The organism is Caballeronia sp. A2-2 (assembly GCF_057612605.2).
In genome coordinates this window covers 1,379,538-1,392,681 of record NZ_CM172588.1, presented here as the reverse complement: position 1 = coordinate 1,392,681, position 13,144 = coordinate 1,379,538, and the positions used below count along the sequence as shown (strand labels likewise).

Genomic DNA, 13,144 nt, shown 5'->3' with positions numbered 1-13,144 from the left:
GCAGTACATAAAATACTCAACGGAGACAAGATATGAAGACGATGCGTGCTGCGCGTTTGCACAAGGTTGGAGAAGCCTTTCAGGTTGACGAAATTCCGATGCCCGAACCGCGTCCCACAGATGTTCTCGTCAAGGTTCAAGCATGCGGGGTCGTACCCAACCTGCACAACGTTGTCGCGTACTATCCCGAGTGGTTCCCGTTTCTCCCTCTTCCCAAGTTGCCGGCAATCTATGGACTTGACGCCGCAGGTATCGTGGAACAGGTTGGAAGCCATGTTGTCGGCATCAAACCGGGTGACCGCGTGTATGTCAATCCAGGCCTGTCTTGCGGTAGCTGCCCCGCGTGTCGCAGGCGCGACAACACGAATTGTCCGGCTTATACGTTCCAAGGCTACTTCGGTTTTGGCCCGGGCTCGCAGCGCATCTTTGAAGATTATCCCTACGGTGGATTTGGAGAATTTCTCACCGCCCCGGCGACCAACCTCGTGAAGTTGCCGGAGGCGATTTCATTCGAGCAAGGTGCGCGTTTCGGCTATATCGGCACCGCCTACGCCGGACTTCGTCGCGCGTCGCTTGAAGCTGGTCAGACGCTCATCATCGACGGTGCCACCGGTACGCTTGGCCTGGGGGGTACGATTTGCGCGCTCGCGATGGGCGCCAGAACTATATTTGCCACCGGACGAAACCGAGAGCTTCTCGCGCAACTCAAAGAGCTCGCTCCCGAGCGCATTCATCCTGTGCCGCTTGGCGAGCGCAGCGTACATGACGTAGTCATGGAGGCGACTGACGGTTTTGGCGTTGATGCGGTACTTCAATGCCTTGGACCGAATGCGCCGGTCGCGAACGTCCTCGATTCGTTCTCAGCCATGCGGCGCGGCGGCAAGATGGTTTCCGTCGGCGGTGTTTCCGACCCGATTCCGCTTGAACCGTTCCCACTGATGTGCCAGCAAAAGTCTCTTATCGGTTCTCTCTGGTTCACGCCGGAGGAAGGCGAAAACATGGCCGCGATGGCGGACTCGGGCGCCCTCAATCTCTCGGTATTCGAGCATGAAGTGTTTCCTCTTGAAAAAATCAACGAGGCGCTCGATGCAGTGAACAACCGGCACGGCGGATTTACGAACGTTGTAATCAACCCAACGCTCATCTAGTCCGAGGTGTACCATGAATCGACGTGTCGTAACAGGACGCGATGAGGGCGGCGCTTCGACCTTCCTGAGTGACGGTCCGTCCCCTTGGAGTGCGTCGTTTAGCTCGGTCCCAGGCTTCGAGGTTTCAATGCTCTGGTCGACGGGCGGTCCGACGCCCTCTGCCTCTGCAACGTTCTCAGATACGGGTAGTTGGCCTGGGTCATGGGTGCCACCAACAGGCGGAAGCCGAGTCCTGCTCGTGGACTTTCCACCCGACAGCGTGTTTTTCTCTGAGAGCTTTGATGGCGCAGCAGCGCATCGAGAGCAGATGGAGAAACTGCCTGGATTGGCGGAGTGCTTCGAAGCCGAGAATCCTGGTATGCACACGACCCCGACGCTCGACTACGGGGTTGTCCTTTCCGGTCCCATTCACCTTGAGCTCGACAACGGCGAGACGCGAGAACTTCAAGCACATGACGTAGTAGTTCAGCGCGGCACGCGCCACGCGTGGCGCAATCCTGGAAAAGAGAAGGCGACCGTTCTCTTTGTGCTGTTAGGTTCTGCGTCACCAGCATAAGCACGATAGGTCCCCGGACCGGCTACGTCTGGGGATGCAGCAGTCAGCACCCACGCTGTTAAGACCAGTTCGACCATCAAAAGATGCTCACTCCTTTGGAGCGTGAGCGGGGCGCGCTTGCGCCTTTATAAGACGGAGACACAGTGAAAAAGCGAATACTCATAGCCGCTCTTGCGGTGGTCCCTTTGCATTCGTACGCGCAAAGTTCAGTAACTCTTTTTGGGCTTCTTGATGAGGGCGTGACTTACGTCAGTAACGCGGGCGGCCACTCGCTCGTACAGATGGCATCAGGCATTCAAGCACCAAACCTGCTCGGCATTCGCGGGACCGAGGATTTGGGCGGCGGCTACTACGCCTTTTTCGTGATGGATTCACAACCTGACATCAATACCGGCAAGCAAAACGGCGGAGCATTTACTGGTCGCGAGTCGTATGTCGGCATCTCGTCTCCGTATGGAACACTCTCGTTGGGCCGGCAATTCGACTACATGTTCGATAACTTGTCAGTAGCCCGCTGGGGGCACCAAATCCCCTTCGTCAGCCTTTATCAGTTGCCCGGAGGACCCTTCGCGAAGCTGGGCGCCCCCTTGGGGACGTTCGATTACACTCGAATCGCAGGCGGCGAGGCAACACCGAACGCTATCAAATTTACCTCTAAAACCTATGGAGGTATTGATGTCGGCGCGATGTACGGATTCAGCAATCTACCTGGTCAAACAGGAAGCAACAATCTGATGAGCTTTGGGGCGAACTACAGCAATGGTCCGCTGCGCCTGAATTCGGCGTACACCTACTCAAAGGAAGACGGCATCAACGAGGGACACTCTGGCATCCGGAACTTCGGCTTTGGAGGACGATATGACTTTGGCGTCGTAGGACTCGACCTGTTGTATACGAACACGCGCAATACATTCACCAATGCGCATGTCGACAGTTTCGAAGCTGGCGGTCTCATAACATTCGCGCCTGACCTCTTCCTGTACGCCAATTACATCTACGCGAAGGGAAACCAGCAGGTCGACAACAGCCATTCGAATCAAGCCGGCGTCACACTCGACTACCTCCTCTCGAAGCGGACCGACGTCTATATGAACGCGCTTTATCAACGAGCAAGCGGCACAGGTGCAGTGGCCTCTATCAACGGGACATTCGTGACGTCATCGAGCCAAAATCAGAGTGTGTTTCGACTCGGCGTGCGTACTTTGTTCTAACAGCCTGTTGAAATACCCTCCTCCCGAGTCATCCATACGCAAGGCAGAAACGTTGATCTAAAGAATCGAACGACACAGAGACCAAAGCGATGCGCGGCCCCGACGGCTATACCGAATCGATGTTTACGATGTCCAGACTGGACGATTTCGTTCCGGCCAATCATCCGCTGCGACCCATTCGCTTGTGGCTGAACGAGGCGCTCACGCGCATGGACGCGGTGTTTTCGCGCATGTACGAGAGCGAGGCCAAGGGCGGTCGCCCGAGCATCGCGCCGGAGAAACTGATACGCGCGCTGTTGTTGCAGGTGCTGTATTCGATTCGCAGCGAACGCATGCTGATGGAGCAAATCTCTTACAACATGCTGTTTCGATGGTTCGTCGGACTGGCGATGGACGATGCGGTCTGGGACCACTCCACCTTCAGCAAGAACCGCGACCGGCTGATGGTCCACGATGTCATGGTCAGCCTGTTCAACGAGACTGTCGAGACGGCGCGCGGGCGAGGTCACCTGTCGGGCGAGCATTTCAGCGTCGACGGCACGCTCATTCAGGCGTGGGCGGGGCACAAGAGTTTCGTGCCCAAGACGAAACCGGATGACGATTCGCCGCCTGAGGGCGGAGACGGCTCGCAGGAGAACTGGCGCGGCGAGAAACGCAGCAACGACACACACGAATCCAGCACGGACAATCAGGCACGACTGTTCCGCAAGAGTCGTGGCACGGGCGCGGTGCTTTGCTACATGGGTCACGTGCTGACCGATAACCGGCATGGTCTCGTGGTCAACGCGCAGGTCACGCAGGCCAGCGGCACGGCCGAACGCGACGCTGCCGCGCAGATGCTTGCGGATGCTGCGCAATGTGCCGGTACGACCATAACGGTCGGTGCCGACAAGAACTACGATACGGCTGGCTTCGTGGCGACGTGTCGCGCGAACAACGTGACACCGCACGTGGCGCAAAACGATGCACGCGCGGGCGGTTCCGCGATCGACGCTCGAACCACGCGATGGCCCGGCTATGCAATGAGTCAGTGCAAACGCAAATGCATCGAGCAGGTGTTCGGATGGGGCAAGACCGTCGGGCGGATTCGGCAGGCGATGTATCGAGGTCTGAAGCGAGTCGACCAACTTTTTCTGCTGACTCAGGTGGCGTACAACTTGACCCGCATGCGAACGCTTGCTGCTCGGGCAGCTTGAAAACGTAAGCGAGAAGCAAAGCGGCATTGGCAGCAGATGAATCAAAGAAAAGTTGGCGTCAATTCATTTGAAACACTGCATCGTGCTAGCTCTTGCGGATAAACGAGCGCGCGTTCATTCAGGGATATTTCAACGGGCTGCTAAAACACCTCGGATATGGGTGGACGCTCTACGTCTACCCGTACCGCCCCATCCGAGATGGTGATTTCTAAGTTTCTTCGGAGAGTTCGACGGTTTGTGCTTCGGCGGTCTTTTTCAGTCGCTCGGCTCCAAGCCAAATACCGCTTTCTACGATTTCGTCGACGAATTTGAAGACAAGTCGTTGGCCTTCACGAACAGCTTGCGAGTGAGAGCGCGCCGTGTTTTCGCACAGTGCCCAAGTCATATAAGCGCCGCGAATCGGACTCCAGGATAGCGACTCTTCCCAATAGGGGTTGCCGCTTACCGCGCAGCACGGTGTGATGGTGTCTGCGACGCCCTGTCGCGCAAGCTCCATGGAAAGATGCATCGCATCGATTTCAAAGAGCGTCTTGAACTCAAACCCGCGCCGTGAAAGCGAGTTTTCTATTGTCGTGCGGATTACGTTCGGCCGTGCTGGCAAAGCAAGCTTCAGCCTATCCAGCTTTGAGAATGCCACCGGCTTGTCAGGCTGCAGTCCGCCGTCCTTCTTACCAACGAGGATGAGCGGTTCTCGAATCAGCGGCGTGTGGATGTACCCCTGTGGTGGCGACCCTTCAAACGGGACAATCGCGAGGTCGAGCATGCCTGAGTGCATGACCTCACGCAGTTCATGGCTCGCCCCCTCGTGTACGCGCAAGGAAACGCCTGGGTACTCCGCTACCAAACGAGGAATGTATTTCGATGTGAATAGGTAACGCCAGGAAGGCGCCATGCCAATAGAAAGCTGGCCGGCAGCCCGGTCCCCAACCTGCTCGACCAGGCTTGTCAATTGTCGAAGGATGGGTCGCGCGCGCTCGAGTAGCAGCGTTCCCGCCTCTGTAAGCATGACGCCTCCCCCTGTTCGGGTGAAAAGCTTGGCGCGAATCTGATGTTCGAGCAGTGCAATGTGCCTAGACAGTGCTGGCTGAGAAAGCCGAAGGTCCGTGGCGGCTTTGTTGATGCTCCCCAGCTCGGCAACCCGCAGGAAGTATTCGATAAGGCGCGAGTCCACATCGGTCTCCGTTAGGCTCAATGTGGGTAACCTTGAGCTCTGTTATCCGTTAAATGATTATAGGTCGGACTTGCGTAGACCTCTTAGTTGGGGTTTGCACTGATGCTCGAATGTCGGTGGTTTTTGTAGCGAAAGTGAATGCAAGCCATTGAATTATATCATTAAATAATCGTGTTATAAGGGTTAACATCCATATGTTAATAATGGATGTCCTTTATAGAAAACTCGCATTAGTCGAATAACAAGCGGCTCGCTACTATTTGTTCAAGGTTTTCGCAGGACCAGCAGGGAAAAGCGGTCCCTCGTATAGCCAGCCGCCGAGCTGGCGTTGCAAACAACATGAATAAGGAGACAAGCCGTGACACTGGCTGTGCTTTGCGCATCTCACACGCCGCTGATGAAAGACGGCATCGCTGACCAAGAAGTTCGCACAGGTGTAAAGCAAGCGTTCAGCGCTCTTGCACAGCGAGCGGAAGAATTCGCGCCCGACCTTCTTATTCAGTTTGCTCCCGACCACTTCAATGGCTTCTTTTATGAGGTCATGCCGAGCTTCTGCGTTGGTATCAACGCCACCTCGCTCGGTGACTGGGACACCTCGGCCGGCCCGCTTCCGGTGGTGTCGGATGACGCTCTTCAGTTAAGCGAAACACTCCTTAACGACGGTCTGGATGTCGCTGTCTCCTACCGCATGGAAGTGGACCACGGCTTTGTGCAGATTTGGGAGCGCATGTTCGGAAATTTCAGTCGCTTCCCGACGATTCCAATCTTTATCAACTGCGCTGCCCCTCCGTTGCCTTCCTTCAAGCGAGCCCGTTTGCTTGGCGAAGCGGTTGGACGTTGGGCAGCCGCGTCCGGTAAGCGTGTCCTCATTTCGGCCTCGGGCGGGCTTTCGCATGACCCACCCACTCCGAGCATTTTGACTGCGCCTGACGAGGTTAAGGAACGACTCATCAGTGGCAGGCATCCCTCCGACGAAGTGCAACGGGCCCGCGTCGAACGAGTGTTGGCTGCGGGCGCCCGAGCCGTTCACGGCACACCTGAGATTTTGCCGGTAGACCCCGACTGGGATGCAGCCTTCATCGAGAAGCTCCAGCGTGGCGACCTCGAAGCATTCGACTCGATTCATATGAAAGACGTTCGAGCGAAGGCTGGTCGCGGCGGTCCCGAGGTTCTTGCATGGGTGGCGGCATTTGCCGCGCTCTCGACACAAGGTAAGTATCAGGCCGACCTCATTTATTACGAAGCCATCCAAGGCTGGATTGCAGGAATGGCAATGATGTTCGCAGAACCGAAAGCAGACCGCGCATAGCGCAGGTACATACACAGGAGATTACGAAATGGGCATTCGTACAGGCCAACAGTTCATCGACGGGTTGAAGAACAGTCCGCGTGACGTTTGGGTTCGTGGAGAGCGCGTCACCGACGTCACAACGCATCCTGCGTTCAAGGGAGCGGTAGAGCAACTTGCAGCGCTTTACGACACTCAGCACGACCCGGAACTCCAGGACAAGGTGACGTATATCGTTCCCGAGACAGGAGAGCGCGCAGGTTTGGCGTTCATGCCCGCAAAGTCCGCCGATGACTTGCGCAAACGCCGCGAAGCCTACCGCATCTGGGCAGAGACTAATTTTGGGTTGATGGGCCGCTCGCCTGACTTCATGAACGTCACACTGCTGGCGTTCTGGGAAGCTCAAAAGGACTTCGCCAAAGGCGGCGAGCAATTTGGCGAGAACATCGTGAAGTACTACGAGTACATCCGCGATAACGACCTGTTTCTGAGCCATGCCCTGATTACGCCTCAGAACGACCGCTCGAAGCAGTCCTCAGAGCAAGCCAACATGCACTTGCGCGTTGTCAAGGAAACAGAGGACGGTATCTACGTGAGCGGCGCACGCATGATTGCGACGCTCGGCCCCGTATCCGACGAAATGATTATGTACAACCTGCCGCAGTTCAAGGCAGGCGATGAAGACCACGCGCTCATCTTCGCGGTTCCTACGGACATCAAGGGTTTGCGCCAGATTGCACGAGACCCGTACTTCGTCGAGCACCACGATAGTTACGACCACCCATTGTCGACTCGATTCGAAGAGAACGACTCCCTTCTCATTTTCGACAACGTGTTCGTTCAATGGGAGCGCGTCTTCTGCTATCGCCAGGTCGAGTTGTCGAATCAGCTCTATTCGCACACGGCATTGCGCAACCACACCGCGCATCAAACAAATACGCGCGCCCTCGTCAAGATGCAGTTCTCGGTGGGGCTCGCTATCGCAGTAGCGAAGTCCATCAAAGCGGACCAATTCCTGCACGTTCAGCAAATGCTAGGCGAATTGCTCGGCTACGTCGAGCAAGTCAAGAGCGCGCTGGTGCGTTCGGAATACGAGGCTGAACCCTCTGAAGTCGGTACGGTGCGTCCTTCGCTCGCGCCGCTGCAAGCCATTCGCACTATGTTGCCGTATGCCTACCCATGTGTAGTCGAAGTGCTCCAAACCATTGGCGCGGGCGGCTTCATGCTGATGCCAAGCGGCGCTGATTTCCGCGCACCGGAACTCGCCGATGACATGGCGCTGTATTACCAAGGCGCCGGCGGCATGCCGTCTGTCGAGCGTGTGAAGCTCTTCAAGCTCGCGTGGGATTTGGCCGGAGAAGCGTTTGGTCAGCGGCTCGTCCAATACGAGCGCTATTACGCAGGCGACCCCGTCCGCAATCTCGCTATGAACTACTTCGCGGGAAGCCGTGACGCGGACATGCAGCGCCTAGTCGACAAGGCGCTCGGGCTTGCAGGCGACCCCGCGGAGACATTGGGTGAACAGGCGCCATCAAGCGCTGAACTCGAAGCCGAAGTGAACTGACTTCGAATCGACTGGTATTTCGCCGGTGCGATACAGGAGATAAAGATGTCGGAACCCAGCAATCAAGCGCACGGATTGTGTTTGACAGAGGCGGATGGCGTTGCGTTTCGCCACGCACTTGGTCACTTCGCAACGGGCATTACGGTGATGTCGACGCGGGACGCGGAGGGTCGGCCCTATGGCGCGACGGTTAGCTCGTTCTCGTCGTTGTCACTCGAGCCGCCCCTCATTCAATGGAGTCTCACGACTCGTTCGTACTCGTATCCCATCTTCAGTCAGGCCGGTCATTTCGCGGTGAACATCCTGGCGTCGGACCAAGAAGATGTCTCGCGTACGTTTTGCAAGCCGGTTGACCGCTTCTCGCTGGTCGAGTCTCACGGAGGTATTGAGCGACTGCCTCTCGTGTCAGGTTGCCTCGGCTGGATTGAGTGCCGTTTGGAACGACAGGTTGAAGCCGGCGACCACACAATTTTTATCGGTCGCGTGCTGAACGCGCGAGTCTCGAACAAGTCGCCGTTACTCCATTGGCGCGGGTCGTATCACCCTCTCGAAGTGGACGCAGTGTCCTGACCTTAGCGAATCTCTTGAAGGAACGTTATGTCTGATGCAACCCTTGAGCAGCCCGTTGCTGGTGCTGCAGACGTCGAAGCTCTCGCAGCGGAACTCCGTCGATGCTTCGAAACTGGCGAGACAGTCGCGCCGCTGCGCGACCGTGTGGCAAAGAATGATGTTGATACCGCCTACGCCATTCAAGACGCGAATACCCGTTTTTACGAATCGCAGGGTCGCCGTCTCGTCGGGCGAAAAATCGGTTTGACATCGAAGGTCGTTCAAGCGCAACTCGGCGTCGACCAACCCGACTTCGGGATGCTGTTTGCCGACATGGCGGCGGGCGAAGGTGAGCCCATTGCAGTTAGTCGGCTCCACCAGCCGAAAGTGGAAGCAGAGGTCGCTCTCATTTTGGGTGAGGACCTTAATCTGGAATCGCCGACGGTTGCCGACCTTATTCGCGCCACAAAATACGTGGTTCCGGCACTCGAGATTGTCGGTAGTCGCGTTTCGAAATGGGACATTCGCATCTTTGACACCGTCGCAGACAACGCCTCTTCGGGGATGTATGTCCTGGGTGGGCCTGCTCGTCGAATAGACGACCTCGACCTGCGCGGGCTTCAGATGACGATGACGCGCGAGCGTGCTGAGGAAGGCGCCAGTACAGGCCCGAACGTAGTCTCGACCGGCAGCGGCGCGGCATGTCTCGGGCATCCCCTCAACGCTGCAGTGTGGCTCGCCGGTGAGGTTGCTCGTCGCGGACGCCCACTGAAGGCCGGCGATGTTGTGCTTACCGGCGCGTTGGGACCAATGGTGCCAGTTACCGCCGGCGACACCTTTGTAGCTCAGATGTCGGGACTTGGCGAAGTCACGGCGAAATTCGTTTAACGAGGTCTTCTCATGTCTAAAACCAAAGTAGCCATCATCGGTTCCGGCAACATCGGCACGGATTTGATGATTAAAGTTCTTCGCCTCTCCGACGTGCTCGAGATGGGTGCGTTCGTCGGAATCGACCCGGAATCGGACGGCCTGAAGCGTGCTGCGCGAATGGGTGTTCCGACCACGGCCGAAGGCATTGACGGCCTCGTCAAGATGCCGAACTTCAATGAAATCCAGGTCGTCTTCGACGCGACCTCTGCCGGGGCGCACAAGAAGCACGATGCTGTTCTGCAGTCGCACGGCAAGCGCGTTATCGACTTAACACCTGCGGCAATCGGCCCGTACACGGTGCCTTGCGTCAACGGGGAAGCGAATCTCGATGCGCCGAACGTCAACATGGTGACCTGCGGTGGACAAGCGACGATTCCTATCGTTGCTGCAGTTAGCTCTGTCGCAACGGTTCACTATGCAGAAATCGTGGCGTCCATCTCTTCGCGTTCGGCTGGCCCCGGCACGCGTGCAAATATCGACGAATTCACTGAAACGACGTCGCAAGCTATCGAGCGCGTGGGCGGTGCCAGGCGCGGTAAAGCGGTCATCGTTTTGAACCCGGCTGAGCCGCCGCTCATCATGCGCGACACGGTGTACTGCCTTTGCGAAGGCGCGGACGAAGACACGATTGAGGCTTCGATTCAAGCTACGGTCGAGAAAGTACGGGCTTACGTGCCGGGTTACCGCCTGAAGCAAAACGTTCAGTTTCACCGTTACACGAAGGACAACCCGCTCTTTATCCCAGAGATGGACCAGACCTTCGTCGGGATGAAAGTCACGGTCTTCCTCGAGGTCGAAGGCGCTGCCCATTATCTGCCGGCTTACGCGGGCAATCTCGACATCATGACCTCTGCGGCGCTTTCGACCGCAGAGCGCATCGTGCGCCGCCAGTCGCATGAGAACAGCAAAGCGGAGGCGCTGTGAGCAACGAAATCAATTCCAAGCTGTATATCCAGGACGTGACTCTGCGCGATGGCATGCACGCCATACGTCATCAGTACAGCCTGGACCATGTTCGAACGATTGCTAAAGCGCTCGACTTGGCAAAAGTCGACGCAATCGAAGTCGCGCACGGCGATGGTCTGGCCGGCTCCAGCTTTAATTACGGCTTCGGTTCCAATACCGACTGGGCGTGGATTGAAGCAGTCGCCGAAGTCATCCAGCACTCGAAGCTCACGACGCTTCTGATTCCCGGAATCGGGACCGCACATGACCTGAAGCGTGCCTACGAAATCGGCGTTCGCTCGGTACGCGTTGCGACGCATTGCACCGAAGCTGACGTGTCGAAACAGCACATCGAATACGCGCGCTCGTTGGGCATGGACGTCTCGGGCTTCCTGATGATGTCGCATATGGCCGCGCCCGAAAAGCTGGCCGAGCAAGCGAAGCTGATGGAGTCGTACGGCGCTCACTGCGTCTACGTGACGGACTCCGGCGGAGCGATGACGATGGATGACACGGCTGCGCGCTTCCAGGCATACGACAAGGTCCTCAAACCCGAGACGCAACGCGGAATTCATGCCCACCACAACCTTTCTCTCGGCGTTGCCAACTCGATTGTCGCTGTTCAGAACGGTGCAATTCGTGTGGACGCTAGTTTGACCGGAATGGGCGCTGGCGCTGGCAACGCTCCCCTCGAAGTATTTATCGCTGCCGCTGACGCCCATGGCTGGAGCCACGGCACGGACCTCTATGCACTCATGGACGCGGCGGAGGAAATCGTACGCCCGCTTCAGGACCGTCCAGTTCGCGTTGACCGCGAAACGCTGAGTCTCGGATACGCCGGTGTGTACTCGAGCTTCCTTCGGCACGCAGAGGCAGCCGCTAAAGAATACGGCCTCGACACCCGAACGATTCTCATTGAACTGGGTCGCCGAAAGATGGTGGGTGGCCAAGAAGACATGATTGTTGACGTTGCGCTCGACCTCGTTCGTCAGAAGCAGGAGGCAGCGGCCTAACCGCCCGTCGCGAAGAGAGCGCCTGGCCTCGGGGCCAGGCGTACAGAACAAAAGAAGAAATAAAGAGATTCCGTTTGGAGGAAGACATGAGCAGCATGCTGAGTTCGAAATACGTTCCAGATGGCGTGAAGCGCGCGGCGTACCGAAAAATCTGGTGGCACATCATTCCGTTGCTTTTTGTTTGTTACGGCGTTGCATTCATCGACCGTATCAACATCGGCTTTACCAAGCTCCAGATGAGTGAATCGCTCCATATCGATGCCACCTGGTACGGCATTGCAGCGGGCGCATTCTTTATCACTTACGCACTATGCGAAATTCCGAGCAACCTGTTTCTTTCCAAATGGGGTGCCCGAAAGACGTTTGTCCGAATCATGTTCTTGTGGGGATTGGCCACAGCCGGGACCGCCTTCATTTCAAGCGTCGGTCACCTCATCACTTTGCGTCTCTTAGTTGGTGCTTTTGAAGCGGGCTTCCTTCCTGGCATCGTGCTTTATCTGACGTACTGGTTTCCTGCAGCTATGCGTGCTCGTGTGACGGCCGTCATTTTCGTTGCGAACGCCGCCGCCGGTGCAATTGCTGCGCCAATTACGGGTTGGATTCTTTCTGCACTCAACGGTGTATGGGGCCTCGCTGGATGGAAGTGGGTTTTCATCGTCGAAGGCCTGCCCGCATGTGCGCTCGGGATTGTCACGTTCTTCGTCCTCCGTGACCGGCCCGATGACGCAGAGTGGCTCAGCGACGAAGAGAAAGCGGCTGTAAAGGCAGACCTCGCATCGGAGGTGGTCGTTCAAGCTGACCATTCTGCAGGTCTCGTTCGCCAGATTCTCGCAAACCCATTGAACTACTTGGTCGCATTCCTTTTCTTCACGGCTATCTGCAGCAACTACCTGCTGTTCTTTTGGTTGCCGACCATTGTCAAAGAAAGCGGCGTTGCATCGCTGGTCAATGTTGGTCTGCTGACGGCGATTCCGCTGGGTATGGGCTTCGTCGGGGCTGTCGTCCTCAGCTGGAGCTCTGACAGGCTGAAGGAGCGCCGCTGGCATCTTGTTCTGTGCTTCTGTCTGATTGCTCTCGGGCTGGTTGCGGCGATGTCAACGCAAAACTTGACGTTGATGCTGACCTCTTTCGCCGTGACGAGCTTCGCCACAGGCGCTAGCGGTCCGTTGATTTGGTCGATTCCCCCCGGCTACCTCAGCCAGAAAGCAGCACCGGTCGCGCTGGCCTTCATTAGCACCCTTGGGAACATCGGCGCATTCGCGAGCCCGCCGCTGCTCGGCTACATCAAGACGGTAACAGGAAGCTTGTATGGCGGCGTGATTGCCATCGCAATCCTTTCCGCCATCGGCGCGCTCTGCATCGCCTTCGCGTTTCCGGAGCGGGCCGTCCGAGTACGAGACAAGCACGTGGACGGTCTCGGACAGGTGTAACGACACGGGCTTCGTTGTATGAGTCCAGAAACGAAGCTCAGGTTAGCTGATGACGGCACATCCGCGCTGTTAGCGTGCGTGCAACCAGTGGCAAGTGGCCATGGATGCAGTTTTAAGAACTTTTAAGGCGTACAGGAAGAGAC

12 protein-coding genes are annotated in these 13,144 nt (G+C 57.0%); 11 read left to right on the top strand and 1 reads right to left on the bottom strand.

Features of this window, described 5'->3' with window-relative positions; all coding sequences use genetic code 11:
• Nucleotides 1-32: 32 nt before the first annotated feature.
• The 4 genes from ACZCWR_RS22710 to ACZCWR_RS22695 all read left to right on the top strand — a co-directional run bounded on the left by ACZCWR_RS22710 (nucleotide 33) and on the right by ACZCWR_RS22695 (nucleotide 4,111).
• Nucleotides 33-1,148, top strand: a complete 1,116-nt coding sequence (locus tag ACZCWR_RS22710; protein WP_487303864.1) for an alcohol dehydrogenase catalytic domain-containing protein — start codon at nucleotides 33-35, stop codon at nucleotides 1,146-1,148.
• A 238-nt stretch (nucleotides 1,149-1,386) separates the two neighbouring features.
• Nucleotides 1,387-1,704, top strand: a complete 318-nt coding sequence (locus ACZCWR_RS22705; protein WP_487303863.1) for a cupin domain-containing protein — start codon at nucleotides 1,387-1,389, stop codon at nucleotides 1,702-1,704.
• A 143-nt stretch (nucleotides 1,705-1,847) separates the two neighbouring features.
• A complete protein-coding gene (locus tag ACZCWR_RS22700) occupies nucleotides 1,848-2,915 on the top strand; it encodes a porin (RefSeq protein ID WP_487303862.1) in 1,068 nt (355 codons plus the stop codon).
• An 89-nt stretch (nucleotides 2,916-3,004) separates the two neighbouring features.
• The gene (locus tag ACZCWR_RS22695; RefSeq protein WP_487302694.1) at nucleotides 3,005-4,111 is read left to right on the top strand and encodes an IS5 family transposase; all 1,107 of its coding nucleotides are present in this window, start codon (nucleotides 3,005-3,007) and stop codon (nucleotides 4,109-4,111) included.
• Between the two features lie 208 nt (nucleotides 4,112-4,319).
• Here the strand turns inward: ACZCWR_RS22695 and ACZCWR_RS22690 are convergent, their stop codons facing one another.
• Nucleotides 4,320-5,282, bottom strand: a complete 963-nt coding sequence (locus ACZCWR_RS22690; RefSeq protein WP_487303861.1) for a LysR family transcriptional regulator — start codon at nucleotides 5,280-5,282, stop codon at nucleotides 4,320-4,322.
• 358 nt (nucleotides 5,283-5,640) lie between these two features.
• Here ACZCWR_RS22690 and ACZCWR_RS22685 point away from each other — a divergent pair, with 358 nt between their 5' ends.
• The 7 genes from ACZCWR_RS22685 to ACZCWR_RS22655 all read left to right on the top strand — a co-directional run bounded on the left by ACZCWR_RS22685 (nucleotide 5,641) and on the right by ACZCWR_RS22655 (nucleotide 13,001).
• The gene (locus tag ACZCWR_RS22685) at nucleotides 5,641-6,591 is read left to right on the top strand and encodes a 3-carboxyethylcatechol 2,3-dioxygenase (protein ID WP_487303860.1); all 951 of its coding nucleotides are present in this window, start codon (nucleotides 5,641-5,643) and stop codon (nucleotides 6,589-6,591) included.
• A gap of 64 nt (nucleotides 6,592-6,655) precedes the next feature.
• Nucleotides 6,656-8,134, top strand: coding sequence for a 4-hydroxyphenylacetate 3-hydroxylase family protein (locus ACZCWR_RS22680; protein ID WP_487303859.1), 1,479 nt, complete (start codon nucleotides 6,656-6,658; stop codon nucleotides 8,132-8,134).
• A 45-nt stretch (nucleotides 8,135-8,179) separates the two neighbouring features.
• On the top strand, nucleotides 8,180-8,704 hold the full coding sequence (locus tag ACZCWR_RS22675) for a flavin reductase family protein (RefSeq protein WP_487303858.1): 525 nt from the start codon (nucleotides 8,180-8,182) through the stop codon (nucleotides 8,702-8,704).
• Between the two features lie 27 nt (nucleotides 8,705-8,731).
• Nucleotides 8,732-9,571, top strand: coding sequence for a 2-keto-4-pentenoate hydratase (gene mhpD, locus ACZCWR_RS22670; RefSeq protein WP_487303857.1), 840 nt, complete (start codon nucleotides 8,732-8,734; stop codon nucleotides 9,569-9,571).
• A 12-nt stretch (nucleotides 9,572-9,583) separates the two neighbouring features.
• Nucleotides 9,584-10,537 (top strand): acetaldehyde dehydrogenase (acetylating), encoded by a 954-nt coding sequence (locus tag ACZCWR_RS22665; protein ID WP_487303856.1) that lies wholly within the window; start codon nucleotides 9,584-9,586, stop codon nucleotides 10,535-10,537.
• Nucleotides 10,538-10,545: 8 nt separating this feature from the next.
• Nucleotides 10,546-11,571: a 4-hydroxy-2-oxovalerate aldolase gene (gene dmpG, locus ACZCWR_RS22660; RefSeq protein WP_487304776.1), complete on the top strand. Its 1,026-nt coding sequence runs from the start codon at nucleotides 10,546-10,548 to the stop codon at nucleotides 11,569-11,571.
• Nucleotides 11,572-11,657: 86 nt separating this feature from the next.
• Nucleotides 11,658-13,001 (top strand): MFS transporter, encoded by a 1,344-nt coding sequence (locus tag ACZCWR_RS22655; RefSeq protein ID WP_487303855.1) that lies wholly within the window; start codon nucleotides 11,658-11,660, stop codon nucleotides 12,999-13,001.
• Nucleotides 13,002-13,144: the final 143 nt, after the last annotated feature.

Coding starts and splice junctions, on each gene's coding strand:
- ACZCWR_RS22710 (WP_487303864.1), top strand. CDS start 33: ATGAAGACGATGCGTGCTGCGCGTTTGCACAAGGTTGGAGAAGCCTTT.
- ACZCWR_RS22695 (WP_487302694.1), top strand. CDS start 3,005: ATGCGCGGCCCCGACGGCTATACCGAATCGATGTTTACGATGTCCAGA.
- ACZCWR_RS22675 (WP_487303858.1), top strand. CDS start 8,180: ATGTCGGAACCCAGCAATCAAGCGCACGGATTGTGTTTGACAGAGGCG.
- mhpD (WP_487303857.1), top strand. CDS start 8,732: ATGTCTGATGCAACCCTTGAGCAGCCCGTTGCTGGTGCTGCAGACGTC.
- ACZCWR_RS22665 (WP_487303856.1), top strand. CDS start 9,584: ATGTCTAAAACCAAAGTAGCCATCATCGGTTCCGGCAACATCGGCACG.
- ACZCWR_RS22655 (WP_487303855.1), top strand. CDS start 11,658: ATGAGCAGCATGCTGAGTTCGAAATACGTTCCAGATGGCGTGAAGCGC.